The organism is Acinetobacter sp. Ac8, assembly GCF_055392545.1.
This window is the reverse complement of sequence record NZ_AP043689.1, coordinates 3,176,410-3,201,199: the sequence shown is the minus strand read 5'-3', so window position 1 is coordinate 3,201,199 and position 24,790 is coordinate 3,176,410. Positions and strand designations below refer to the sequence as shown.

Annotated in this window: 19 protein-coding genes and 1 pseudogene; 17 read left to right on the top strand and 3 right to left on the bottom strand. The window is 38.6% G+C overall.

The features are described 5' to 3' along the window. Positions 1 to 68 precede the first annotated feature (68 nt). A complete protein-coding gene (locus ACZ5QH_RS15245; protein ID WP_303577152.1) occupies positions 69 to 2,252 on the bottom strand; it encodes a solute carrier family 23 protein in 2,184 nt (727 codons plus the stop codon). Positions 2,253 to 3,241: 989 nt separating this feature from the next. Here ACZ5QH_RS15245 and ACZ5QH_RS15240 point away from each other — a divergent pair. The 8 genes and pseudogenes from ACZ5QH_RS15240 (at position 3,242) to ACZ5QH_RS15205 (ending at position 11,208) form a co-directional block, all read left to right on the top strand. Then, positions 3,242 to 4,585 (top strand): annotated as a pseudogene (locus ACZ5QH_RS15240) (putative bifunctional diguanylate cyclase/phosphodiesterase). A gap of 221 nt (positions 4,586 to 4,806) precedes the next feature. After that, positions 4,807 to 5,793, top strand: coding sequence for a quinone oxidoreductase family protein (locus ACZ5QH_RS15235; protein ID WP_303577153.1), 987 nt, complete (start codon positions 4,807 to 4,809; stop codon positions 5,791 to 5,793). 11 nt (positions 5,794 to 5,804) lie between these two features. Next, on the top strand, positions 5,805 to 6,653 hold the full coding sequence (locus tag ACZ5QH_RS15230; protein WP_034611521.1) for a TauD/TfdA dioxygenase family protein: 849 nt from the start codon (positions 5,805 to 5,807) through the stop codon (positions 6,651 to 6,653). Between the two features lie 58 nt (positions 6,654 to 6,711). After that, complete coding sequence (locus ACZ5QH_RS15225; RefSeq protein WP_303577154.1) at positions 6,712 to 7,764, top strand: beta-keto acid cleavage family enzyme; 1,053 nt, start codon at positions 6,712 to 6,714, stop codon at positions 7,762 to 7,764. Between the two features lie 118 nt (positions 7,765 to 7,882). Next, on the top strand, positions 7,883 to 9,226 hold the full coding sequence (locus tag ACZ5QH_RS15220; RefSeq protein WP_303577155.1) for an MFS transporter: 1,344 nt from the start codon (positions 7,883 to 7,885) through the stop codon (positions 9,224 to 9,226). Next, a complete protein-coding gene (locus ACZ5QH_RS15215) occupies positions 9,226 to 9,879 on the top strand; it encodes a DsbA family oxidoreductase (RefSeq protein WP_303577156.1) in 654 nt (217 codons plus the stop codon). Before ACZ5QH_RS15220 ends, ACZ5QH_RS15215 begins: the two co-directional genes overlap by 1 nt. After that, positions 9,876 to 10,205 carry a Rieske (2Fe-2S) protein gene (locus ACZ5QH_RS15210; RefSeq protein ID WP_096734704.1) on the top strand — a complete coding sequence of 110 codons (330 nt, stop codon included), beginning with the start codon at positions 9,876 to 9,878 and terminating at the stop codon, positions 10,203 to 10,205. Before ACZ5QH_RS15215 ends, ACZ5QH_RS15210 begins: the two co-directional genes overlap by 4 nt. Beyond that, positions 10,198 to 11,208: a YeiH family protein gene (locus ACZ5QH_RS15205; protein WP_056513868.1), complete on the top strand. Its 1,011-nt coding sequence runs from the start codon at positions 10,198 to 10,200 to the stop codon at positions 11,206 to 11,208. The genes ACZ5QH_RS15210 and ACZ5QH_RS15205 overlap by 8 nt, the downstream gene beginning before the upstream one ends. Positions 11,209 to 11,339: 131 nt before the next feature. Here the strand turns inward: ACZ5QH_RS15205 and ACZ5QH_RS15200 are convergent, their stop codons facing one another. Both ACZ5QH_RS15200 and ACZ5QH_RS15195 read right to left on the bottom strand, forming a co-directional pair. Further along, positions 11,340 to 12,371 (bottom strand): AraC family transcriptional regulator, encoded by a 1,032-nt coding sequence (locus ACZ5QH_RS15200; RefSeq protein WP_004822941.1) that lies wholly within the window; start codon positions 12,369 to 12,371, stop codon positions 11,340 to 11,342. A gap of 398 nt (positions 12,372 to 12,769) precedes the next feature. Then, positions 12,770 to 13,867 (bottom strand): OmpW/AlkL family protein, encoded by a 1,098-nt coding sequence (locus ACZ5QH_RS15195; RefSeq protein WP_303577157.1) that lies wholly within the window; start codon positions 13,865 to 13,867, stop codon positions 12,770 to 12,772. A gap of 344 nt (positions 13,868 to 14,211) precedes the next feature. On the opposite strand from ACZ5QH_RS15195, the gene ACZ5QH_RS15190 reads away from it, so the two are divergent. The 9 genes from ACZ5QH_RS15190 (at position 14,212) to ACZ5QH_RS15150 (ending at position 24,666) form a co-directional block, all read left to right on the top strand. Then, the gene (locus tag ACZ5QH_RS15190) at positions 14,212 to 14,802 is read left to right on the top strand and encodes an RBBP9/YdeN family alpha/beta hydrolase (RefSeq protein WP_303577158.1); all 591 of its coding nucleotides are present in this window, start codon (positions 14,212 to 14,214) and stop codon (positions 14,800 to 14,802) included. A gap of 197 nt (positions 14,803 to 14,999) precedes the next feature. Then, positions 15,000 to 16,835, top strand: coding sequence for a DUF1302 domain-containing protein (locus ACZ5QH_RS15185; protein WP_303577159.1), 1,836 nt, complete (start codon positions 15,000 to 15,002; stop codon positions 16,833 to 16,835). A gap of 530 nt (positions 16,836 to 17,365) precedes the next feature. Beyond that, on the top strand, positions 17,366 to 17,701 hold the full coding sequence (locus ACZ5QH_RS15180) for a hypothetical protein (RefSeq protein WP_303577160.1): 336 nt from the start codon (positions 17,366 to 17,368) through the stop codon (positions 17,699 to 17,701). A 915-nt stretch (positions 17,702 to 18,616) separates the two neighbouring features. Next, the gene (locus tag ACZ5QH_RS15175; RefSeq protein ID WP_303577161.1) at positions 18,617 to 19,153 is read left to right on the top strand and encodes a Csu type fimbrial protein; all 537 of its coding nucleotides are present in this window, start codon (positions 18,617 to 18,619) and stop codon (positions 19,151 to 19,153) included. A 60-nt stretch (positions 19,154 to 19,213) separates the two neighbouring features. Further along, positions 19,214 to 19,768, top strand: a complete 555-nt coding sequence (locus tag ACZ5QH_RS15170) for a spore coat protein U domain-containing protein (protein WP_209827154.1) — start codon at positions 19,214 to 19,216, stop codon at positions 19,766 to 19,768. 11 nt (positions 19,769 to 19,779) lie between these two features. Beyond that, the gene (locus ACZ5QH_RS15165) at positions 19,780 to 20,295 is read left to right on the top strand and encodes a Csu type fimbrial protein (RefSeq protein WP_303577162.1); all 516 of its coding nucleotides are present in this window, start codon (positions 19,780 to 19,782) and stop codon (positions 20,293 to 20,295) included. A 19-nt stretch (positions 20,296 to 20,314) separates the two neighbouring features. Next, the gene (locus ACZ5QH_RS15160) at positions 20,315 to 21,115 is read left to right on the top strand and encodes a fimbrial biogenesis chaperone (protein WP_303577251.1); all 801 of its coding nucleotides are present in this window, start codon (positions 20,315 to 20,317) and stop codon (positions 21,113 to 21,115) included. Further along, on the top strand, positions 21,116 to 23,650 hold the full coding sequence (locus ACZ5QH_RS15155; RefSeq protein ID WP_303577163.1) for a fimbria/pilus outer membrane usher protein: 2,535 nt from the start codon (positions 21,116 to 21,118) through the stop codon (positions 23,648 to 23,650). It abuts the gene before it with no gap. Further along, positions 23,647 to 24,666: a Csu type fimbrial protein gene (locus ACZ5QH_RS15150; protein ID WP_262086471.1), complete on the top strand. Its 1,020-nt coding sequence runs from the start codon at positions 23,647 to 23,649 to the stop codon at positions 24,664 to 24,666. The genes ACZ5QH_RS15155 and ACZ5QH_RS15150 overlap by 4 nt, the downstream gene beginning before the upstream one ends. The last annotated feature ends 124 nt before the right edge of the window (positions 24,667 to 24,790 follow it).

The window sequence follows — 24,790 nt, the reverse complement described above, 5'->3', positions numbered from 1 at the left end:
TGTCTTTAAGACCAGTTTTATGCTGATATCCTTATACAGGTCATAACGAGATCATGTAGGTATCGACTTTATAAAAAATCCACCTTTCCTGTTTTTACATCATAAATACCACCTGCAATGCCAATTTCACCTTCTTCGACCATTTTTTTCAGTACTGGGCTATTTCTTAAGATATAGGCAATATTATTTTGCACATTTGCGATGGTTACTGCCTGAATGAAATTACTGGTGAGTTGGTAATCAGTCATTTCTTTATGTACGTTTTCTGCCGCCTGCATAATCGGTTTAAGAAAATATTGTACATGTGGGGTTTCGCTGAGTTGAGTGATATCCTTTTTTTGTTCATACATCTGACAAGCTGCTGTCACTGCACCACAGTCTGTATGGCCCAATACTAAAATTAATTTGGAACCCTTACTCTTACAGGCGAACTCTAGAGAGCCCAATACTTTTTCTCCCGCAATATTTCCAGCAATGCGTAGACTAAATAAGTCACCAATACCGACATCAAAAATCCGTTCTGTTGGCGCACGTGAATCCATACAGCCTAGAACTGCTGCAAATGGATGCTGTCCAGATTGTGCAGTGACCTGAATTTGACGAGCAATATTATGATAAATCCGTTCATGATTAACGAATCGTTGATTGCCTTCTTTGAGTAGCTGAAACACTTGTGCAGGCGTAAGTTGTCGTTGAATTTCCTGAGTACTGACATCAATATCCAGTTCTTCTTCTTTAATTTCAGGATAATGTATTTTAAAGCCAATTAGTTTTACATCGATGCCATTTTCTGCAGCTGTTTCATCCCTAAAATCTTTAATCACTTGATATACATCAGGATCAATATAATAGGTATTTGATGCATCAATCACTACAGTATCACCACTGACGATTTTCTCTAAGGCAGAAACCAACGCTGAACGATTTAAAAAACTAATATTGGGTGCCAGTTCAATACGGGTAATATTTCCATGCAAATGTGCTTCGTGAATGATACGAACACCACGGAATAAATTATTTTTTAATACAATGATAAAACTAATCAACAGCCCTAACAAAATACCGATAAGTAGATCCGTCGCGATAATTGCAATAACCGTTACAATGAAGGGTAGAAATTGCTTCCATCCTTGAGCATAGATCCGTTTAAAAAGTGAAGAGCTGGCTAATTTCACGCCAGTTAAAATTAAAATGGCGGCAAGGGAAGATAATGGAACAACATTGATTAAGGGTGTCAGAAATAAAACGGCAATAATCAATAAAATACCGTGAAAAATTGCAGAGAATTTAGTCTTTGCACCACTTGCTGCATTGACTGAACTTCGAACAATCACTGAGGTAATTGGCATACCTCCAATTAAACCAGACATGGTATTTCCGATACCTTGGGCCACTAACTCTTTGTTTGGCGGAGAGGCACGCTTTTGCGGATCCATTTTGTCCGCAGCTTCTAGATTTAATAGTGTTTCAAGCGAGGCGACGATCGCCAGTGTAATGGCACCTGTATAAATAATAGGATTATTCCATTGAGTGAAATCAGGGAAACTGATAATTGATTCAACACCTGAAAAGATATTGGGAAGATTAACCAGATGTTCAGTGCTGACCGCGAGGCTGGAATTGGTACTGATAAAAAAATAGTTTAAGAGCCCCGCAAAAATAACCGCAATAAGTGCAGAGGGTACAACCATTTTTTTTAAAGGTGTTTTATCCCACAATAAAATAATGAATACACTTGAGATACCAATGATTGCTGCACCATAATCAAGATGCTGTAATAGGCCAGTCCCTTCGGTCCAACGTTGTTGAAGAATTTCGGTTTTAATCCCAAAGAGCAGAGGAAGCTGATTGATAATCAAGATTAACCCGATGGCAACAAGAAGCCCCATAATCACATTGGTTGGGATAAAATTTGAATAGGTTCCCAACCGAAATAACCCGAAAAATAATTGGATGAGGCCGGCTAAAACTAAACAAAATAAAAAAGCTTGGTAGTTGCCTTCAAGCTTATCTAGCTGTGTTAAAACAATAGCGGTAAGCCCAGCAGCGGGGCCTGACACACTGATATGAGAACCACTCAAATAACCGATAACGATTCCACCAATGACACCCGCAATAATTCCGGAAATCAAGGGTGCGCCTGAGGCACTGGCTATACCTAAACAGAGCGGTAGAGCAACTAAAAAAACAACTAAACCTGAGAGCAAATCATTTGTATAAAACTTTCTTCTGGGAACCAATTCCTGTTGCATAAATATTCTCGGCAAATTTATAAGTTTGATATGCATCTGGATACAGCCTGTTTCATGCTGTACACCAAACTTGCCTAAGTTAGATGAGAATGTGTCGGTAAACTTTAATAAAGACCAAATGACAACAGATTATGAAAGAAACTCTATATCAGCTTTACAAATGATAAATTTTTCTGAATATTAAAGAAATTCTTAAATATTTATTCGAACAATTTGGTTAAATTATAAGTATTTTAATACGTTAATTTTAATTTGATTTTTAGATTTTTGGTTAAAAAGTGCTGATGAAATCTGTATAACTTATGGCTTGAGCAATAAGGAATGGTGATGTATTTGTTTTTTAATAGGTAAGTTTTACTTGTGAGTCGTAACATCTTTTTCCAAAAAATAATTCAGATGTAAAAATTTTATTGTTTTTATATCGGGTTTTGTAGTGTTTATGAAATATTTTAAAAAATATGATTTTTCATGTGATTTTAATTGTTTATTTAAATGAATAAAAATAGGTATTGTAGCGCTTTGACTACACAATGGTCTGTTTTGTATTGCTTTATCTGTTTACTTTTTAATAATAGATTATGTGAAAAAACATGTTATATTTCATTTTAATGGTAGATGGTTATTCAAATTATACTGTCTCATTTGGGCAACTCGCTTAGCAGGATGCAGGAGCAGATACGACTTCAAAAAACTTCTTTTTATCTTAACGACTGTTTTAAATATTATTTGCAATATTGATTTTGAACACTTTTGGCTTTTTGGTAATGTCAAAAATTATAATTTGATGGATTACTAGATGGATAATTATTTAAGGGACTAAATTGAAGACGACATTCGTTTTTTTTAAAGCTAATCAAGCATATTAACAAGTCAGATATTTATAAATTATAAGTATTTTTAATAGCTTAGTGTTTATTGATGTGATTCTGAAATTGTGTATAAAAACAATGCGGATACTTGATCAATAAATATTTGTAATGGGGTTATTTATGGTCCTTTTATCCTATTTAAAAAACCAAAACAAACATTTCAACGCCGTAAAAAACCAATAAATAACGATTGCAGCTAAAGCAAACATTATTATCTGTATCGCATTTTGCCTATTTTGGACAATATATTTTAGCTTTGCTGAGATGTGGTTCATTGTTTGTATTGATATTTTTTTTACAGCAATGTCTATCTTCAGCTTATTTTTGATTTATATACAGCGGATTTCAGCGGGCATATTGGTTTCACAAATTGTCCTCTTTGTTTTTCCTGTGGTTTTTTGCTTAATATTTGATGTCGCTACAATAGACCACCCCAGAGTTGCGCATTTATTTCTTCCAGCAGGGGCTATATTGGGATATTTGAATTATCGAAGAGATCCCAATGCGTTACAACTGATTTTAATTATCTTATCCATTGCCGCTTTTATCTTTTTTAGCGGGAGTGCGTTTACTTTAGATGGAGCAATACCTTTAGCTGAAAGCATTCGAGCTTATGGTGGTTGGATTGCAATATCTGTTGCCACCTTAATGATTTGTATCTCAATTTTTGTGATGCAATTGGAACTGCAGATAGAAAATAAGCTGGTGCAGGATCTCCGCTTGGCACTTTCAAAACAACAGTTTGAGCTTTTTTATCAACCTCAAGTAAATTCTTCTGAAAAAATTATAGGCGCTGAAATTTTGCTACGTTGGCGTCACCCGACACTTGGTTATATCCCTGCAAAAGATTTTATTCCTGTAGCGGAAACTTTGGAGTTAATGCCTAAAATTGGAGATTGGATACTGATTCAGGCAAGCAAGGTATTACAAGACTGGCGTGAAAATGAATCTACAAAAGATCTTACACTTTCAGTCAATATAAGTGCTGATCATTTTATGCAAGAGAATTTTGAGCAAATCGTGACCTCTATGGTGCAGAGAAATGCAGTGCTTCCATCCCAACTCATATTAGAAATAACTGAAAGGGTTGCGTTAAATAATATTGAAAGTGTTATAGAAAAAATGGGCTTTCTGGATAAAAATGGCATTCAGCTTGCTTTAGATGATTTTGGTACAGGTTATTCATCATTAAGCTATTTGCAGAAAATGCCGATTAGTCAACTCAAAATTGATCAGAGTTTTGTGCAAGCGGCTTTAGATGATGAGCGGTGTAATAAATTGGTCTATGGGATTGTTAAAATTGGCCTTGATTTAAACCTGCGTGTGTTAGCAGAGGGGATTGAGACCGTTGAGCAATTTAATCGCTTTCAAGAAAATGGCTGTACTGAATTTCAAGGCTACCTATGGGGATGTCCTATGCCTTTAACGGATTTTATGAACAAAATAGCTAAGGAAAATCATTAAAGTTTGGGATAAAAAATCCACTCAAGATAAACCATAAAAAATATTCAAATCAATAAAACAACTCAAAAACAGTGTTTTACTAAACTAGCTTACAATTTTAACCACAAGCGTGTCGTAAAATGCTAAGTCAGTGTCGTCTTATGTAAAGTGAGCTGCATCTGCTGTGTTGTAGTTTTAATCATGATTTTTAAATATTGATAAAATACGGCATGGATAGGGAAATGGCATTGAATAAAGCAATACGGTTTTATGAAACAGGAACACCAGATGTTTTGCAATATGAAGACATCGATGTTGGTGAACCAGTGGCAGGGCAAGTGCGTCTGCGTCATGTGGCAGTTGGATTAAATTATGCTGACACTTATTTTCGCGATGGCACATATAAAATTCCACTGCCAAACGGTATGGGCGTAGAAGCGTCTGGTGTAGTCGAAGCCGTGGGTGAGGGTGTGGATCACATTCAAGTGGGTGATCGAGTCACTTATACCGGTTTTTTAAATACTTTAGGTGCTTATAGCACTGCACGTTTAATCTCAGCTGATGTATTAATCAAACTACCTGAAGAAATTTCTTGTGAAACAGCCGCAGCAATGACCATGCGGGGATTAACCTCGGCTTATTTAATGCGTCGTATTAATGACTTTAAAAAAGGGGACAGCATTTTATTACATGCCGCCGCTGGTGGTGTGGGCTTGATTGTTTCTCAATGGGCAAAGTTACTCGGTTTAACTGTGATTGGTACAACCTCTTCAGAAGAAAAAGCGCAAATTGCCCGTGCACATGGCTGTGACCACGTCATTAATTATAGCTATGAAAATGTTGCCGAACGAGTACGAGAATTAACCGATGGGGTCGGTGTGAATGTGGTCTTTGATAGTGTTGGTAAAGATACGTTTATGGCATCGCTTGATTCGTTAAAACGCCGTGGCTTATTGGTTTGTGTGGGGACTGCTTCAGGTGCCATTCCAGAATTTAATCCCGTCTTGTTGGCGATGAAAGGTTCTCTTTATATGACCCGTCCAGCACTGGCAGATTTCATTGCTGATCCTATAGAAAAACAAGAACTTGCCAATGAGTTATTTGATCATGTCCGACATGGGCGCATCAAAATTGAAATCAATCAACGCTATGAACTAAAGGATGCAGTTCAAGCTCACCGTGATCTAGAAGCACGTAAAACCACAGGATCATCAATTTTTGTCATTTGAAGGGATATCTTATGCAAGTTGAACAATTAAGTTGCAATATCGGTGCAGAATTGTTGGGGGTCAATCTGGCAGATGCCATTGACGATGATGGGCTATTTACTGAAATTCGTCAGAATTTGTTAAAGCATCGGGTTTTATTTTTAAGAGATCAAAACCTAAGCCGAGCTGAACATGTAGCATTTGCTGAGCGCTTTGGACAACTAGAAAGCCATCCTGCCGTTGGAAGTCATCCAGAGCATCCTGGGCTGGTACAAATTTATAAAAGCCCAGAGAGCCCAATTGATCGTTATGAAAATGCTTGGCACAGCGATGCAAGCTGGCGCAAAGTTCCGCCAATGGGTTGTGTACTACGTTGTATTGAATGTCCGACAGTGGGTGGAGATACCATGTGGACCAATATGGTGATGGCCTATGAAAATCTACCAGTAGAAATCAAAACAAAAATTGCAAATTTACGCGCCTATCACAGTATTGAAGCCAGTTTTGGCGCAATGATGCCGATTGAAAAACGATTGGCATTAAAAGAACAGTTCCCCGATGCAGAACATCCTGTGGTACGTACGCATCCTGAAACGGGTGAGAAGATTCTTTATGTCAACGCCTTTACCACTCATTTTAGTAATTACCATACCAAAGAACACGTCCGTTTTGGACAAGATGCCAACCCCGGTGCAACCGACTTACTGCGTTATTTAATTACCCAAGCCTATATTCCTGAGTACCAAGTTCGTTGGAGTTGGAAGCCGAATAGTATCGCAATTTGGGACAACCGCAGTACACAACATTATGCCGTAATGGACTATCCACCATGTCATCGAAAAATGGAACGGGCAGGCATTATTGGTGATGCAACTTACTAAGCGTAGCAGTTAACGATTTTATCCAAACCCTAATTTTAAAATACATATGGAGATGTTTATGCAATTCTTTGATGACTCATTGCACCCTGAAAACATGGACAAAGTGGTGATTACGGTAGCGCCTTATGGGCCTGAATGGATGCCTGAGGATTTTCCTGAAGATATTCCGGTGACCATGCAAGAACAAATTCAAAAAGCGGTAGAGTGCTATGAAGCAGGTGCTTCAGTCCTCCATTTGCATGTTCGAGAACTAGATGGGAAAGGTTCGAAACGTCTGTCTAAGTTTAATGAACTCATTGCCGGTGTGCGTGAAGCGGTGCCTGATATGATTATTCAAGTGGGTGGATCAATTTCTTTTGCCCCAGAAAGTGAAGGTGAAGCTGCAATTTGGTTAAGCGATGATACGCGTCATATGTTGGCCGAATTAATGCCAAAACCAGACCAAGTAACCGTGGCGATCAATACCACTCAAATGAATATTATGGAGTTGCTCTATCCTGAATATTTAGAGGGCACTTCTTTGGCACATCCAGCAATTCAGGCAGCTTATGCAGAAATGACAGTACCCGCAGGTCCGGCGTGGGTTGCAGAGCATTTAAAGCGTTTAACTCAAAATGGCATTCAACCGCATTTCCAGTTAACTGGGATGCATGGTTTAGAAACGCTGGAACGTATGGTGCGTAAAGGGCTGTATAAAGGTCCGTTGAATCTAACATGGATTGGAATTGGTGGGGGTTTTGATGGGCCAAATCCTTTTAACTTCTTTAACTTTATTCATCGCGTACCTGATGGTTGTACTTTAACTTCAGAGTCTTTACTTAAAAATGTTTTGCCGTTTAACACCATGTCAATGGCGATGGGCTTACATGCACGTGTCGGAAATGAAGACACCATTATCGATCATCAAGGTCAGCGTTTTTCTTCAGTACAGCAAATTCAACAGACCGTGCGTATTGCCCATGAATTAGGTCGTGAAGTCGCATCAGGTAAAGAAGCACGTGAAATTTATCGTATTGGTGTGCAATACGACACGATTGAAGAAACCTTGTTGGAAAATGGTATGGCGCCCAATCGTAAAGTAGGTCAAAAGGGTGTTCCACAGCGTAAATAATGATTTGAGCCAAAAGGATTTTTGATTCAAACGGTGAGAAAAAGATGATTACGTTGCTGTGAAGTCGGGTAGTCATCAAAAAACTGAATGAGAAATTATAAAAACACAAGGAGAACGTATGGATGCGCATCAATATTCAAGTCCTGCGGACGGTGTAGATACTTCGGTTGGCATTCCACGTAAATATGCATGGTTGGTTTTTGCACTGACATTTGGTTTGTTGATTTCTGACTATATGTCACGGCAAGTCTTAAATGCAGTATTCCCACTGATCAAAAGTGAATGGGCTTTGACAGACAGCCAACTTGGGTTATTAAGTGGGATTGTGGCCTTGATGGTGGGTTTATTAACTTTACCTTTGTCGATCTTGGCAGATCGTTTTGGCAAAGTAAAAAGCTTAACTTTGATGGCTGTGTTGTGGAGTATGGCAACCTTAGGCTGTGCAATTGCTGAAAGTTATCAACATATGTTTATTGCCCGATTTATGGTGGGGGTTGGCGAAGCTGCTTATGGCAGTGTTGGGATTGCTGTTGTTGTATCGGTTTTTCCTCGTGATATGCGTGCAACTTTAGCAAGTGCTTTTATGGCTGGTGGTGTGTTTGGCTCATTCTTAGGCATGGCTTTAGGCGGTGTTATGGCTGAACATTTTGGCTGGCGTTGGGCATTTGGTGGAATGGCAGTCTTTGGGCTGATTCTGGCATTTTTATATCCTATTGTGGTTAAAGAAAACAAGATAGGAACCGTTCAAGGCAGAATTAAGACCCAACAGAAACAGGATAAGTCGAGAAGTCCTTTGCGATCGATTTATTCAAGTCGGTCTGTGATCGCCACTTATATTGGCAGTGGCTTGCAATTGTTTGTGGGTGGCACGGTCATCGTTTGGCTTCCCAGTTATCTCAATCGATATTACGGATTGGGGACAGATAAAGCGGGGTTGGTCGCGGCAATGGTGGTACTTAGTAGTGCAGTTGGCACGATTTTATGTGGGATGTTATGTGATCGTTTAGGACGAGATCGACCAGACCGAAAAGTTAGTTTGGCGATTGCATTTTGTTTGATCGGTTGTGTGTTGCTATCCATCGCTTTTGCCATGTCTGTTGGAAATGCTCAATTGATCATGATTTGTATTGGGATGTTTATTGCATTGGGTACCAATGGACCATCCAGCGCAATGGTTGCCAACCTGACACATCATTCTGTACATAGCACAGCATTTGCAACATTAACTTTGGCAAATAATTTTCTCGGCTTGGCTTTAGGACCTTTAGTGATTGGAAAGCTATCTGACGTGATTGGTTTACACCATGCTTTTCAATTGATGCCTCTGATGAGCATTGTGGCTGCTGCCGTATTCTTCTATGCAAAACGCCATTATACCCATGATATTAAAAAATTTAATGCACAAGCAGCACGACAAGGTCAAACAGTACAAGCACAGTCATGCAATATGGGTAATCAGTAATGACGCGTAAAATGAATATTGAAGTTTTTTTTGATTTTATCTGTCCTTGGTGTTTGATTGGAAAACGTCATTTACAGACCGCGATTCAAAAATTAAAACAAAGTGATCCAGATGCTGTGGTCAATATCCAGTGGCGTGGTGTACAGCTTTTACCCCATATTCCGCTGGTGGGTGTTCCTTTTGATGCCTTTTATTTACAAAGATTAGGCAGTTCAACAGCGGTTCGAATGCGCCAAACTCAAGTTCGTCATGCCGCCAAAGCGGCCAATGTCGATATTGATTTTGATCGAATTCGGCGTATGCCAAACACAGCTATGGCACATCATATTTTTGCAAATATTTCAAAAGTATATCATTCAGATCAAAGTGAGCGATTTTTAGATGCGCTATTCACAGCCTATTTTTATCATTCGGAAAATATAGGCGAGTTCGCAACATTGCAGAAAATAGCCATGTATTGCGGTTTTGCGGATGAGGTGGTTGAAGGTATTTTAGCAAAACCATTCGTTCCTTTTATCTCAGCAGATACAGGGGGTAAAGGGGTACCGTATTTTGTTTTTGATGGAAGTTTTGCAATGGCTGGGGTACAACCTGCAAGTGCACTTTATCAAGCAATGCTGGATACGCTTCAAGTACAAGGACAAATGGTATGAGCTTGCGTTTTCAAGTTCCTCAAGAAAAAATCCCAACTTTAGGCAATCGATCCTTTTTGATGATTGGTGACCGATCCCTGATTTTATTTAATATTGCCGAACAATTTTATGCGATTAATGACAGTTGCCCACATCAGGGTGCCTCATTTCTCAATGGGAAATTAGAAGGCAAGGTAATTCAATGTTGCGCACATGGTTTACGCTTTGACTTGGCAAATGGTTATTTACTCAATTCAACACAGCTACAAGTACAATCATACCCAGTAGAAGTGATTGGCGAAAATGTTTTTATTGGTTTGGATTGTGGAGTAGCGCTAGATGAGTAAATTAGATTCTATGGCTTGGCAGCCACGGCTAAGTGCGCTTATGCCCGGATTTATTGTCAGTACTGTGGTTGCCGCTGCGGCCTGTTTTTTATCTGAGCATTATGGTGCGCCAGTGATGTTATTCGCTTTGTTGCTCGGGATGGGTGTGAACTTTCTTGCAACAGAAGGCAAGTGTAAAGCGGGTATCGAATTTACTGCGCGAGAAGTACTGCGTTTTGGGATCGCCTTACTCGGAATGCGAATTACCCTTGAGCAAATGACTGCGTTAGGTTGGCAGCCCATTGTTTTGGTCATTTCATTGGTCGTCATTACCATTCTTGCTTCAGTCATCGCAGCAAAAGTGCTCGGGTTTAATAAATTTTTCGGTATGCTGACTGGTGGCGCGACAGCAATCTGTGGGGCTTCCGCAGCATTGGCCTTGTCTGCAGCATTACCCAGTCATCCACAAAAAGAAAAAGCAACCTTGTTCACCGTCATTGGAGTATCTGCGCTTTCAACTTTAGCAATGATTGTTTATCCCATGATTGCGCGATGGTTGGAATTGACACCACAACATGCAGGGATTTTTTTAGGTGCAACCATCCATGATGTCGCCCAAGTGGTGGGGGCAGGTTATAGCATGTCTACAGAAACAGGCGATACTGCAACAGTGGTGAAATTGATGCGAGTTGCCATGCTTTTACCTGTCATCATCTGTGCAGCCATGATTACCCGTATGCAAGGCGTACCCTCTACGGGCAAAAGACCGCCATTATTGCCTTGGTTTGCAGTAGGATTTTTAATTCTTGCCTGTATAAATAGTACTGGATGGGTACCTACAGTTGTTCAAACTGGAATGAATGAATTATCTCGTTGGTGTCTGATTATTTCGATTAGTGCGCTAGGGATGAAAACACAATTAAAAGAGTTAGCAACGGTGGGTATTAAACCGATACTGTTAATGATTGGAGAAAGCGTTTTTCTGGTATTGTTGGTACTTAGCCTGATGCATTGGTTATTTTAGTCGAGCTTTGATTTAACAAAAGTTTTGCAAAGTACAACCTTAAAGTTGGTCTCCGCAAAACTTTTGTTTTAAGTCGCTTTTCTTATTATTGTTTTGATGCTAATACCAAGTTAGTCGTACCTTGATTGAATTTATATCGTATGTTCATCAATGATCTCAGCCTTATTGTGGGTACGCCAAGCATTGGGTGTTATACCAAATTGACCGATAAACCATCGCGTAAAAGAGCTCGGCATAGAGTAACCGAGAATATCTGAAACTTGTGCCAGTGAATAATTGATATTTTTTAAATAGCGAAATACCAAATTTCTACGGACATCATTCATTAATTCACTAAAATTTGTATGTGCAGCTTCTAGACGCCGTTGCAGCGTTCTGACATTGACTTCATGGGTCTGCGCGACTTGATCAATTGTGGCACGTCCCATCGGTAAAAGCAGATAGATACTTTTACGGATATCAAAAATAAGTGATGACTCATTGTCTTTTTGTAAGATATCAATATCGAGATAGCGCTGTGCATGGTTTGCCATTGCTGTATTTGCTTGAGGATTGATTTTATCAAGTTCTGATGATGAGCAGACAATACCATTAAACTCGCTACCAAATTCAAGTGAACTTCCAAAGACACGTTGATGCACTGTTAAGTCTTTTGGTGCATCGTGGGTAAAATGAATACTTAATGGATGCCATTTTTGAGCTAATAATGCAGCACAAAAACGATGGGTAATCCCCAAAGCCAATTCAATCGCTTGACGACTATACTTTGCCGAAGCTGAAATCACTTCCACCCGAATAATCACCGTTTTTCCAACTTCCTCGATATATATTTCCAGCGCGTTATTGATGATATTTCGGTATCTTACAATTGTTTTTAAGGCATCACGTAACGTTTGTTGATAGCTTAATAATAAGCTTAGCTCACCAAAATCAGCAATTTGACGTTGTTCGGCCATATGTAGACCAAACACTTCACAACCACTGATTTGAGCAGATTGCTCTAATAATGCCATGACTTTATCGACAGAAATGCGTTGTTTTGAATCATTTAATTGAGCAGAATAAATTCCAGCATCAGATAATAAATGGTATGGATTGAGGTCTAATTGTCGGCTCACATCCAGATAATTCTTGAGTACCGCTGTATGTGCAAGAGGAACCAATTTACACTCTCCTTGTCTTTTTATTAACCATCCTGGTCAATACATCATTGTTTGAAGACTTTGCCAATACGCATTTATAAAAGTTTTTGCGTATGTCTAATCTCAATAATTTTATCAAAACTTCTTAAAAAGTATCTCAATTCATTACACCTTGAGACCATAGAAATAGAGTATCAAATTTGTTTAACAAAGAGGAGTGTTTTAAAAGGACTGCACTTTATGGCGTAAAGAACAGCCTTTTAAAACGTATTAATGTGCGACACAACTTAGGGATATTGCTTACACATTAATTCTTTTAGATGGGGTATTGCGACTCATATCGGATTGTAGATATTCAGTACACAATATTTTTAAAATTAAATGGTTGGTAGATGTAGGGCTACGATCAATCCATTTAATTAAAAACGATAGCCTACCCCAAGATATGTGACCAAAGGATCTAAATCAATTTTTGTCGTGGACTTGATCAATTGGGTACCTGTCGATGTATCTGTGACAGTCACAGTTGCTACATTATTAAAGTTTGGCATATAACTTAAAGATCCAGTGGTAAACCAATGATCGGTTAAATCAAAGGTAAAACCTGCTGTGAGTACTGGTGCAAAGGCATCACTGGTTTTAACTTTAACTTTTGGTGTCGCTGTTGAACTGCCTTGACCACCGTGCAATGCTTCACCCGCTCGATCATTGAGGATATTATCAATCATATAACCTGCTTGAATAAGGTCTTGTTCTACACCGTCATTAAGCTTTAACTTATTAAAATGACCATATACAACACCCGCGCCAACAAAAGGTCGGAACTTAGTTTGTCCTAAAGCGTCAAAATGATATTTAACTGTTGCTGCAGGCGTCCATGCAGTCACTTCTGCAACTTTGCCATGTGCACCAAGATCGGTAATTAAGGTATCTTTTAGCAGTTTTAAACCATTTAAATAGGTCGGTGGTGTACCTTTTCCGGGAGTATTGGCAGTGGAGAGTGCCGAAGCTCTAATTTCTCCAACGCCATCAATATCAATTTTTGGTGGGATACCGCCGACTAATTCAAGAGATACATGATCATTTACAAAGTAGCTTAAAGTTAAACCCAATGTATCGGTATCCGCGACTTCCATCCCACCTTGAGCGGTATAATCAGAAATACCAGTGATATCCGATCTGGCTCCAGTGGTTAGACTTGCTGGAACTTTATAATTGGGGTCTGCTTTACCATTTTTGATAAAAGTATTTAATAAAAGCCCACCCATTCCCTTAATTTCAGATGCATTGGTTTCGTAGTTGGCAATATCACTTCCCCATAATGATGATCCAACGCCATAGCTGCCACCTTCTACAACACTGGTTGTTACATGTGTTGAGTTGGCTTTGCCTTGAGGCATGACATGCATCCAGCCGGCACTGACAGCCCAGCGTTTAGAGGTTGTAGAATCCGCATAACATAAATGAGTTGTTAATAGACATGCCAATGGCACAGCTATTCTACAAATTTGATTCATTTTAATTCCCTTGTAGTTCACTTTTTTTTATGGTTTCAGCGGATCCTTTCCGAAACACGGCCCCATTATTAAAGTTGGCATTGGTTAAAGCAATCTCACCCATTTCATCAATAATATTCAAAATTTTAATGGAAAAATCAGTTAAATTTAAAATAAAACAATAAAATCAATTTCTTATGTGTTTTTTGATGCATGCTCGAATGCTGTATTGGAGCGGTCATTTGTCATCAAATGAAAAGAGGTTGTCATCAAATGTACATCACCAAAATCAACTAAACCGTATTGTGAATAAGCAATTTATAGAATTCATCTTCATTTATTCACTTAAAATTAAAGGTAGATCAATGGAAAAAATACAGACAAAGGCAACCGTTTTAATTGTTCCTGGTTTACGTGACCATGTTGCTGAGCATTGGCAAACCTTATTGGAGCAAAGGCTGGTCAAGGTACGATCTGTCCCTGCATTAGAAACAGACAAACTCAACTGCATAAAAAGAGTTAAAGCGATCCAAGCGCAACTTGAAGAAATTGATGGTCCTGTGATTTTAGTTGCACATAGTGCAGGGGTATTAATGACCGTTCACTGGGCAGTGATCTATCAACACAATATTCAAGGGGCTTTGTTGGTGACACCACCCGATTTATCGGCCAAATGGCCTGAAAATTATCCAAGTTCTGCAATGCTAAAACAGCAAGGATGGGATCCTTTACCTAACAAGTTTTTGCCTTTTCCAAGCATTGTGGTCGCAAGTACCAATGACCATTTAGCCAGTTACCAGGCCGTTAGGACTATGGCAAAAACATGGGGCAGTCAATTGGTGAGTTTAGGTGAAGTGGGGCATCTTAATCCTGCTGCTGGATATGGGTATTGGGCACAAGCTGAACAATTTATTCAACAATTAGACCAAGTAGATGATTCGATATGTATCGCTTAGTTCATAGACTTTATATAGCGGAATTTATTGAGAAGTGACTTGGTTCGATTGACCCGCCGTTTTAAGACAGCATTGCTCATAGGTTAGCAGTATTCATAACAGATTAAACAATTAAAAAAATCATGCATATTTCAAAATAGTCAATATGGCTATTTATGGAGTTAAATCGAATTAAATCATATCGATATGGAGATCGAATGATGCAAAATGTGATATGTAGCAATAACGTGAAACACACGATTATTTTCACTCAAAAGCTGAGTGTCTGTTTAGTGCTGTGCTTAAGTATTTCAAAAGTCTCCGCAACCAGTGTTGAGATCAATGAGGATTGGAAATTTGAAACCAGTACCATGCTCAGCCTAGGTGCAAATTGGAGTACTCAAGATGCTTCAAATCAGTTGGTGTATAAACCTGATGCGAATCATATCGGAAAGGACGGTTTAAGTGTTGATGTGAATGGCGACGACGGACATGTGAACTTTAGTCAAAATGATAACATTTCCCAAATTATAAAAGGGTTGACTGAGTTTCGTTTAAAAGGGCAACAACAGGGTGCAGTACTCAGCACTAAATATTGGTATGACCATGCTTATGAAACTGGTCGTGGAGATTTAAAAGCCTTTGATGATTCTGCGTGGCCTAGATTAGCTAAATTTAAGGGCATTGATCTCTGGGATGCCTATATCTGGAAAAATTTTGCTTTAGAAAATGGTCAAAATGCCAATCTAAAATTAGGCAAACATACTTTAAATTGGGGGAAATCGCAGTTTTTCCAAAATGGTATAAATTCAGTCAGTGCCTTGGATTATGCTGCAATCAATCGGCCGGGAGGAGAGGCAAAAGAACGAATAATTCCTGTCGAAATGTTTTCATTTGAGGCTGGAATAACGCCAAATCTTAAACTGGATGGTTTTTATCAGTTTAAGTTTAGACCTTCTGTGGTGGACGGGTGTGGGACGTTTTTTGCAATTTCTGACTTTGTTCCAGAAAACTGTGGTCCGATTATTTTGACCGTTACACCAGGAGATAAGTTGTCTGAAAGTGCTTTAGATGCACAGACTTATATTCCAAGAGCAGAAAGTCGATATGCCAAGAATAGTGGGCAATATGGTTTTGCTTTAAAGCAAACTTTACCTCGTTGGAATAATGCTGAACTTGGCGCATATTTTGCGAACTATCACAGTCGCAATGCTAATTTTGATGGTACAGCGGTAACTGCCTCAGGGCCTGCATATTTTAATACAGCTCGATTTTTTTCAATTTATCCAGAAAATATTAAAATGTATGGATTAAGCCTAGCAGGAAAAGTAGGGACAACCGCTGTTTTTAGCGAATTAACGCATAAACCTAATCAACCCTTGCAATTAAATGGAACAGACATCGTTTATGCTCAAGTTTTAGACAAAGATACGCCTCTTACACCACCAGGAGTTGCGGCTGAATTTGGACAATATTTGCAAGGTTATGTAAGAACGCCTGTAACCCAATTTTCACTGGGTGCGAGTGATCGTTTAAACAATATATTGGCTGCAAACGCATTGAATTGGACGGCAGAGTTTGCAGTGAATCATATTGCAGATATTGGTAATCATCGTTTTGGACGGGTCGGTGCATTTGGGCGGAGTGAGCTTTCATCTGGTGCCTATAATCCTGAAACAGGTGAATACAAATGTACGCCTTATGGCACCGCACACCTTGCAGATGATGTGATTGATCGTATGAATGAGCGCTTTTGTAATCGTGATGGTTTTTTTACGCAATGGTCATATGGCTATCGTTTACGAGGGGCTTTAAGTTATCAAGATATTTTACCTGCGACTGTCATCACACCAAGTGTAATCTTTCGCCATGATATAGCTGGATTTAGCCAAAACTTTCAAGAAGGTCAAATGAGTATTGCAGCCACTATTTCAGTGAGTTATCAGCAAAAGTATACAGCTGAACTTGCATATACCAATTTTTTTGGTTCGAATGATTTTAGTACCCTCGATGACCGAGATTTTGCTTCGCTGGTATTAAAAGCTAATTTTTAACATTCAGAAATTGGATGCCATGTTTATTGGAACGTTTGGCATCCAACATAAAACGCATCTTTTTAATAATAAATATTTAATTCATTTATACAGAAAATGCTTATACAGCTTTGGCAAAAACAGACTTTTCTGTTGTTCATGGTATTTAATTATTCAATCTTATCGATATTGATGTTATTGGAACTGCTAAGGATATTGAAGGGCATAGGCTTTATTATCACTATAAATATGACCTGTTCAATTGATCAAAAATTGCATTTGTTATTTAATGATAAATTACATGAAATATGTATTAAATTATAATATTTGCATTCTATTTAAAAGTTGGTTTTTAAAAATTATATAAATTTAAATATTTATTTTTTAAAGTATTTTTCTGTGAATTATGTATTTAATTGTGAATAAAAATGGTGTGGAAGTTTGCAAAACAGAATAAGTAATGATAAAAAAAGTGCATTATCTGAATAGCGTAAATGTTTCCTGCAGATAGATTGAATGATAGAAATATGAATGTTGGATATAAATAAATAATGAAAGTTTATGAAATGGTGTTTCATAAAGGCATAGACGAAAGCACTCATTTTTTTTATAGTGAAAATAGCTATGCTTCACGTCAGCATTTTATCGAATTAATACGTTTAGATATTGACGCTGAATTGAGTAATTTTAAGATGACATGCTTAAGTGATGATCAGTATGATTTAAAAGCATTGTTTGAAGAAGTTCATAAAGAAAGCCATTTGCATGTAGATAAAATGGAAGCTGAATTTATTCGTAATGCAATTGCTACATTTGCCCCATGCATTTGTTTAAGAGTTAAAGAACGAGATGTTCTTCAGCCAAGTGGAAATACTTTTCATATTTAGTCGTCATCCAAATTGTATACAGAGATTCACGATTTTCGGTCGACATGTTAAAGTGTCATATCGTATCCCATTCTTCACCCCAGAACGAATGGGATTTTTTTTATTTTTGATGAATGGATAAAATAACTGCTAAGTGTTAATTTTTATTGATTAAATCATATTTTTAATAAAGTCCTCTCCACTAGTTTACAGCCTCATGGTGATTAATCTACCAATACAAAGCCATTGTGAGCAATGATTGTAAAAGATTAATTTGGGGTATCGATCATGGTTACGTTGTTATCACGAGTTTATTTAAAATTAGAGTTTATGAATTAATCATCATATCTTAGATTAATTGATTGAAATGAGATCTATAAAAAATTATGAAGTGAATAATTAAATATAAAAGGCGATTCTAAATTTTTTAGGCAAAATTTAAAATTTAGATGAGTCGATAAAACATTTTAAAAAATTGTAATTTTATAAAGAATAAAAAATATTTAATTTTATCTTTGTCATATTGAGTTTAGTTTAATCTATGGAACATAAATTTTATCAAGTAAAATTTTGAAATATAGGGTTTAATTTTGTTGTTATGGAGCTTGATCAAGATAAAATACGATATTGCCTAAGCGAAGTTTTTAGTCATTAGATTGGCATATTTAGTTTGATGTTATTTAAACGAAAATTAAGTTAATTCCATTTTTTTCTTTGTTAAATTATCAAGTGAAATGTATTTTTTAGTGTTTTAAATATATTATTAATTTAATTCTACATTTCCAATAAAAATTTAAATAAATACAATTAATTATAGTGGTTTTGTGTTGGTTATTCGTTGATTTGTTGAACACTTATTCATCACATGTGATTATGTAAAAACTTTCACACTTCTCGTGTAAAAGTTAACGAATAATACAAATCATGGGAATTAATATGAATATTTTTACAAAACTAACACTAACTGCATTGTTAAGCACAGGTTATATCGCGACTGCACAAGCCGCTGTTACTGGTCAAGTTGATGTCAAGCTGAATGTTTCAACGGGTTGTACTGTTGAGGGTTCTACTGTTACTGGAAATATGAACCAATTTGGTACATTAGATTTCGGTAAAACTTCTGGTCAGTGGTCAAACGTTTTGACTGGACAAGTTGCTTCTTCAGCGACAGGTGGTCATCTTGCTGTGGAATGTGACGGTGCAAACCCTGTTGACTTTACTGTTGCAATTGATGGTGGTGTACGTGCTGATCGTAGCCTTAAAAATACGACTGATGCGGATACTGTGAATTATAACGTCTACCGTGATGCAGCACGTACTAATCCATATGTCATTAATACAGCTCAGACTTTCACTGCTGCGGCAGGTGTAGCTCAAGAAGTTCCAATCTTTGGTGCAATTGCTGCAAACAACGGCACTGCAAAAGCACAGGGTGATTATACAGACACTTTATTGGTGACTGTTAATTTCTAATCAGTATACGTAACAGTGAACAGGTTTGTTGTTTAACAGGCCTGTTTTTAGGAGGAACGTATGCACCTGTTACTTAAACAATGCGTTGGATTGCTACTTTGTAGCATTGTATCGTCACTCACCAGTGCTGGGCAGTTGGGCGCTAAGTTAAATATTCAACTTGAACTAGAGCCATCCTGCAAGATCAACAATGAGACCGTGAATAACGGAACAAATGGCTTGAATTTTGGACAGCTGGATTTCGGAGAAACCACAGCTGCATTTAATCAGGTGATAGAGACCAGTTTAAGTCAGGGTTCTACATCAGGTTTGACCATTCAATGCCCTGGCAATGCCCCAATAAAAGTTACCTTTGGTGCGGGGCAACATGACAGCAAGGTACCAGCACCTTTTGGCGCAAATTATTTTCGTGCAATCAGTAATGGCACAGATTTCCTTGCCTACAACATCTTATATGGAACTGCTCGCGAAGCGTTAAGGCCCAATCAAATCATTACTTTGACCAATAATGGTCAGCCGCAAACGCTTAATCTCATGGGGCAAACTGTTAATAATGGTCGGTCAGTCTCGCTTGGACAATATACCGACACTATTCCAATTACCATTGAATTTTAAAGAACAAAATCATGAAAAAAATAGGTTTAAGTGTTCTGCTGATTTCGATTGTTCAAATTGGGTTTGCTGTTGATCCTGTAACTTCGGCAAGTTTTAAAGTGCAGGCGACCATTGAAAATGGGTGCAAACTCAGCAATGTCGAACAGTTACTTGATTTTGGTCGTCATCCTGTTGTGGCACAGGGGCAATTAAAAGGATCCGTCATCAATACTGCGCAAAGCTGGAATATTCAGTGTACTGCACGGCTACCGGTAAAGGTGATGTTGAATGGTGGTGATCACTTTTCAAATAACTTTCGACGGATGAAACATGCCCAGCAGAATGAGTTTGTACCTTATCAGCTTTATCAGGACAGTAGTTTGCAAGGTGAATATGCCAGTGGCAGTACTTACTCACTGACACCAACCACTACTTTGAATACCGTACTGGGTTTTGCAGTTTACGGCGTTGCAGACTTGAATAATAACAATCAACCACGATCAGCAGGCCTGTATAAAGACACGGTCGCAATTACGATTACATGGTGATTCTATGAGCTTAAATAAAATGAAAATATGGTCGGGCAGGACTTTCTCTGCGGCCGCGATATTGATGGTCACTTCACCGGTATTCGCACAGGCCACTTTTTTAATCTGGCCAATCTATCCCAAAATTGAAGAAAACGAAAAAGCCACTGCGGTATGGCTACAAAATACCGGTAACTCTGATGCCATGGTACAGATTCGGGTATTTAAATGGGATCAGAATCATCAGCAAGATGCTTATGCGGAACAAACTGAAGTTATTCCAAGTCCACCCGTGGCAAAGATCAAGGCAGGTGAAAAGCATATGTTGCGTTTAACCCGCTCGGCTGCTGTACCTGATGCAAAAGAACTGGCCTATCGAATTATTGTCGATGAATTACCCATCAAAGTGAATCCAGAAACGGATAAAGAAACATCGACAGTCAGCTTTCAGATGCGTTATTCGATTCCTTTGTTTAGCTATGGCAAAGGACTTGGCAGTGGTTTAACTGAAGTTTCACAAAAAGCCAATACTAAAAATCCTTTGGCTAAACCGATATTAAGCTGGTGGGTCAAGAATAATGAACAGGGCAAACCTGAACTTTATATTAAAAATACTGGTTCAAAATTTTCACGACTTTCGGGAATTAAATTAACTCCGACTTCAGAGCAAATGGCTTTTGGCAAAACCGCCTTTGGTTATGTGTTGGCAAACAGCACCATGAAGTTTGATCTAGACAACAAGTTACTCAACAGCCTAAGTGGTCAAACCAGTTTGTACGGGGTTGACAGTTCAGGAGTAAAACAGGAATTGCTTGAGATTAAAAAAGAAGGAGGGGGGTAAATGGGTTATTTATCAGGGTTACACACCCCTTCTTTTTTATGTAAAAGCCTGACATTGATATTGGTCGCGAATATCCCATTGCTGAGCTGCAATGTCTATGCAAATGGTTTACCCCCGCCACCACGAGATGTTTCAGAAGTGAATAGCTTATTTAAGCTCTATCTGGACTTGGTGATCAATCAATATTCGACGCGACAGGTGATCCCCGTTATTGTCAAAGGCGATCATTATTTTATCCAGCAGTCGAAACTGGATGAGTTGCAGATTAAGCTGCCTGCGGATGCACTGCAGCAACAGTCAGAAAAAAACCTGACTGATCTGGATGTATTTACTTTAGGCTTTTCGGGCAAGGCCTTGGATTGGATCAGTCTCAATCAGATCCCTGAATTGAAGTATGAGTACAATTCAGCACAACAGTATTTTAGTCTAGATCTTCCTGCCAGCTGGATGCCAATGCAGATACGCGGCTTGGATTCTTGGTATCAACCTGAAACAGCGCAGTCGGGTATTGGTCTATTAAATAACTATGACTTTTATACCTACCGCCCAGAGAATGGTGGCTATAGCAGTACACTGTTTACAGAACAGCGCTTTTTCTCGCCTTATGGCGTATTGAGAAATTCAGGGGTTTATAGCAAGACTGATTTTAAATCTGATGGGATTGGAAACGACTCAAATCAAGATAATGATGGCTACCGCCGCTATGACACCACTTGGCAATATGATGACCCAGTCAGGGTACTTTCATTTTTAGCAGGTGATGTAATTACTGGAAGTAAAAACGCATGGGGAAGTTCAGTGCGTTTAGGTGGATTACAGTTACAACGTAATTTTGGTACACGTCCAGATTTGATTACTTATCCTTTACCTCAGTTTAAAGGACAAGCGGCCTTACCGAGTACCGTAGATTTATTGATCAATGGACAGAAAGCCAATTCAACTGATGTGCAATCTGGTCCTTTTATTCTAAATAATGTTCCATTTATCAATGGTAAAGGCGAGGCGGTGATTGTCACCACCGACAGCGTGGGTCGTCAGGTGGCAACTTCAGTGCCGTTTTATATTTCGAATACTTTGCTTAAACCAGGGCTATTGGACTATTCCGTGTCTATGGGACAAATCCGCGAGGACTATGGGATTAAGAACTTTGAATATGGCAAATTTGCCAGTTCAGCGGATGCACGTTACGGGATTAACGATTGGCTCACGGCTGAAGGACGAGTTGAGCTTTCAGATTCAATTCAGTTGGCAGGATTGGGTTCAGTGCTTAAGTTGAATCGGTTTGGGGTATTCAGTGGTTCGGCAACCCAGAGTTGGGCTGATGGAGAGCTTAATCAGTTTAATAATCAGAACTTTAATGGAAATAAAAACCTCAAGGGAAATCAATACACGCTCGGTTATAGTTATAACCAACAACGCTTTGGATTTAGTCTCAATCATACTCAGCGTGATCAGGATTATTATGATCTTTCACGCTTGCAATATACAGATTTGATTTCAGCCAACAGTCATAAAAGTTTGGTTGCCAATACTTATTTTGCTACAGAAAAGTCGGGTACTTTTGGGGTGGCCTATATCCGAACCAAGAGCCGAGACATTGAAAATAAACTGATGAACCTGTCTTGGGCACCGGTATTACCGTCCTATCTGCGTGGTGCAACGGTGTCGTTAAGTGCCAATCGGGATTTTGTAGAAAAAGAGTGGAGTGCCGCATTTCAGTTGTCGGTTCCATTTTCCAAGAGCAGATCCACAGCCAATCTAGGTTATAGCCAACAATCCAGTGGCGATTATGCTTATATCAACTATAACCGCAGTGTGCCATTGGATGGTGGCGTTGGTGTTGATTTAACTCGACGCTTTAATGAAAACAGCGATGATTTTAATCAAGCCCGCGTGAGCTACCGTAACCAATATTTTAATTCCGATGTCGGCATGTCGGGTAGCCATGACTACAACTATTGGTTTGGACTTTCCGGTTCAGTGGTGTTGATGTCAGGCAATGTCTTTGCTGCCAATCGATTGGGTGAGTCGTTTGCTTTGATTGATACTAACAAAGTTGCAGATGTTCCTGTGCATTATGAAAACAGTTTAGTGGGGCGGAGTAACGCCAAGGGCTATGTTTTTGTACCGTCAGTGACCCCGTATTACGCAGCCAAATACAGCATCAATCCGATAGATTTACCTTCCAACTTTAATGCAACCCAAGTTGAAAATCGGATTGCGGCAAAACGTGGTTCAGGTGTGGTGATTGGCTTCCCAATCAAACAGTCTTATGCGGCGAATGTGTCTTTAGTGCAAAGCAATGGGCAAGTGATTCCAGTGGGTGCTGTGGTACATCGTGCCGATCAAGAATCGAGTTATGTAGGGATGGACGGGATTGCTTATCTTGAAGATCTGAGTGCAGAAAATACCATTCGGGTGCAACTGCCAGATCAGCGCGTATGTGAAGCAAACTTTTCGTTGGATTTAAAACAAGCGCAACAACAGATTGCTGTGATTAAGTCAGTTGTTTGTCGTGAGGTGGCTAAACCATGATTACTTTAAAAAAAATAATACCCGCAGGTCTATTATTCTCTGGATTAATATTGATTACTGCTCAGAGCTATGCGGATTGTAGTGTTAACTCAAGTGGCAATGTGTCCATTGGTAAGGTTCCTTCCATTACTCTGGCAGAAAATGGAGTTCAATCTTCGCAATTCAGTGCAGGTTTATCCTGTAGTGGATTTAGTTTGGCTGCTTTAAATACAACTTATCTGAAATATCGGGTTGATCAGATGCCAGCAAACTATATCAATAGTGTCACTGGTGAACGTCTTACTGTGAATTATTTGGATACCAACAGTAATCCAATTACTGTGGGGCAAGAAAGAGATATGAGTAGCTTTACAATTATCAATTTCTTTACGGGGCCAAATGGTGCGTTACCATTTTATGCAAAAATTAATCCTGGACAAGCTGTATCGCCTGGGATCTATCGAGCTGAAACACCATTTAAAGTCAAATGGTATTATTCTGTGCCTGCTATTGCTGTAGCTGGAATAGGATTTTATTTTTCAAGCCCTGGTTTTAATCGAGGTATTTTTGGAATCGGGTTTGATTGGGGAAGTGGTAGTGATTCTTCATTAAATTTGAGTATTGAAGTTTTACCAGACTGCCGTATTGCGACCAATGATGTAAATTTTGGAACAGCAGCCTTTGCAGATGCTTTTACACCAGTGAAAACTTCTATGGGTATACGTTGTTCAGTCAAGACCCCTTATAAAGTGAGCCTGAATGATGGTCTTTATCCACAAAATGGCAATCAACGTGCGATGAAGTCAGAGACGGGTAATAACTATATGAGTTATGAAATTTATAAAAACTCAAGCACAGAACGCTGGGGAAGAAATAACGAGCAGTGGTTGAGTGATGTTGCGACTACAAATCCTGGTATTTATGATGCGAAAACTCAGCAAGGTTATGCTTTCACAACAAAAGTTCTGGAAACAAATTCACTGAGTCTGCCTGCTGGTAAATATAGTGATACTATAACTGTACAGGTTGAATTTTAAAGGCTTATCCAATATAACATCATGATTTTTTATCATGATGTTAATTATAAAAAAGAATACATATAATTAAATTATTAATTTACACTATTGAAAATACCTAAACTATATTCTTTTATTTATTTAA

What these genes read in the sequence shown, in the direction of transcription:
- ACZ5QH_RS15245 (WP_303577152.1), bottom strand. Translation starts at nt 2,252, where the DNA reads ATGCAACAGGAATTGGTTCCCAGAAGAAAGTTTTATACAAATGATTTG.
- ACZ5QH_RS15235 (WP_303577153.1), top strand. Translation starts at nt 4,807, where the DNA reads ATGGCATTGAATAAAGCAATACGGTTTTATGAAACAGGAACACCAGAT.
- ACZ5QH_RS15230 (WP_034611521.1), top strand. Translation starts at nt 5,805, where the DNA reads ATGCAAGTTGAACAATTAAGTTGCAATATCGGTGCAGAATTGTTGGGG.
- ACZ5QH_RS15225 (WP_303577154.1), top strand. Translation starts at nt 6,712, where the DNA reads ATGCAATTCTTTGATGACTCATTGCACCCTGAAAACATGGACAAAGTG.
- ACZ5QH_RS15220 (WP_303577155.1), top strand. Translation starts at nt 7,883, where the DNA reads ATGGATGCGCATCAATATTCAAGTCCTGCGGACGGTGTAGATACTTCG.
- ACZ5QH_RS15215 (WP_303577156.1), top strand. Translation starts at nt 9,226, where the DNA reads ATGACGCGTAAAATGAATATTGAAGTTTTTTTTGATTTTATCTGTCCT.
- ACZ5QH_RS15210 (WP_096734704.1), top strand. Translation starts at nt 9,876, where the DNA reads ATGAGCTTGCGTTTTCAAGTTCCTCAAGAAAAAATCCCAACTTTAGGC.
- ACZ5QH_RS15205 (WP_056513868.1), top strand. Translation starts at nt 10,198, where the DNA reads ATGAGTAAATTAGATTCTATGGCTTGGCAGCCACGGCTAAGTGCGCTT.
- ACZ5QH_RS15195 (WP_303577157.1), bottom strand. Translation starts at nt 13,867, where the DNA reads ATGAATCAAATTTGTAGAATAGCTGTGCCATTGGCATGTCTATTAACA.
- ACZ5QH_RS15190 (WP_303577158.1), top strand. Translation starts at nt 14,212, where the DNA reads ATGGAAAAAATACAGACAAAGGCAACCGTTTTAATTGTTCCTGGTTTA.
- ACZ5QH_RS15185 (WP_303577159.1), top strand. Translation starts at nt 15,000, where the DNA reads ATGATGCAAAATGTGATATGTAGCAATAACGTGAAACACACGATTATT.
- ACZ5QH_RS15180 (WP_303577160.1), top strand. Translation starts at nt 17,366, where the DNA reads ATGAAAGTTTATGAAATGGTGTTTCATAAAGGCATAGACGAAAGCACT.
- ACZ5QH_RS15175 (WP_303577161.1), top strand. Translation starts at nt 18,617, where the DNA reads ATGAATATTTTTACAAAACTAACACTAACTGCATTGTTAAGCACAGGT.
- ACZ5QH_RS15170 (WP_209827154.1), top strand. Translation starts at nt 19,214, where the DNA reads ATGCACCTGTTACTTAAACAATGCGTTGGATTGCTACTTTGTAGCATT.
- ACZ5QH_RS15165 (WP_303577162.1), top strand. Translation starts at nt 19,780, where the DNA reads ATGAAAAAAATAGGTTTAAGTGTTCTGCTGATTTCGATTGTTCAAATT.
- ACZ5QH_RS15160 (WP_303577251.1), top strand. Translation starts at nt 20,315, where the DNA reads ATGAAAATATGGTCGGGCAGGACTTTCTCTGCGGCCGCGATATTGATG.
- ACZ5QH_RS15155 (WP_303577163.1), top strand. Translation starts at nt 21,116, where the DNA reads ATGGGTTATTTATCAGGGTTACACACCCCTTCTTTTTTATGTAAAAGC.
- ACZ5QH_RS15150 (WP_262086471.1), top strand. Translation starts at nt 23,647, where the DNA reads ATGATTACTTTAAAAAAAATAATACCCGCAGGTCTATTATTCTCTGGA.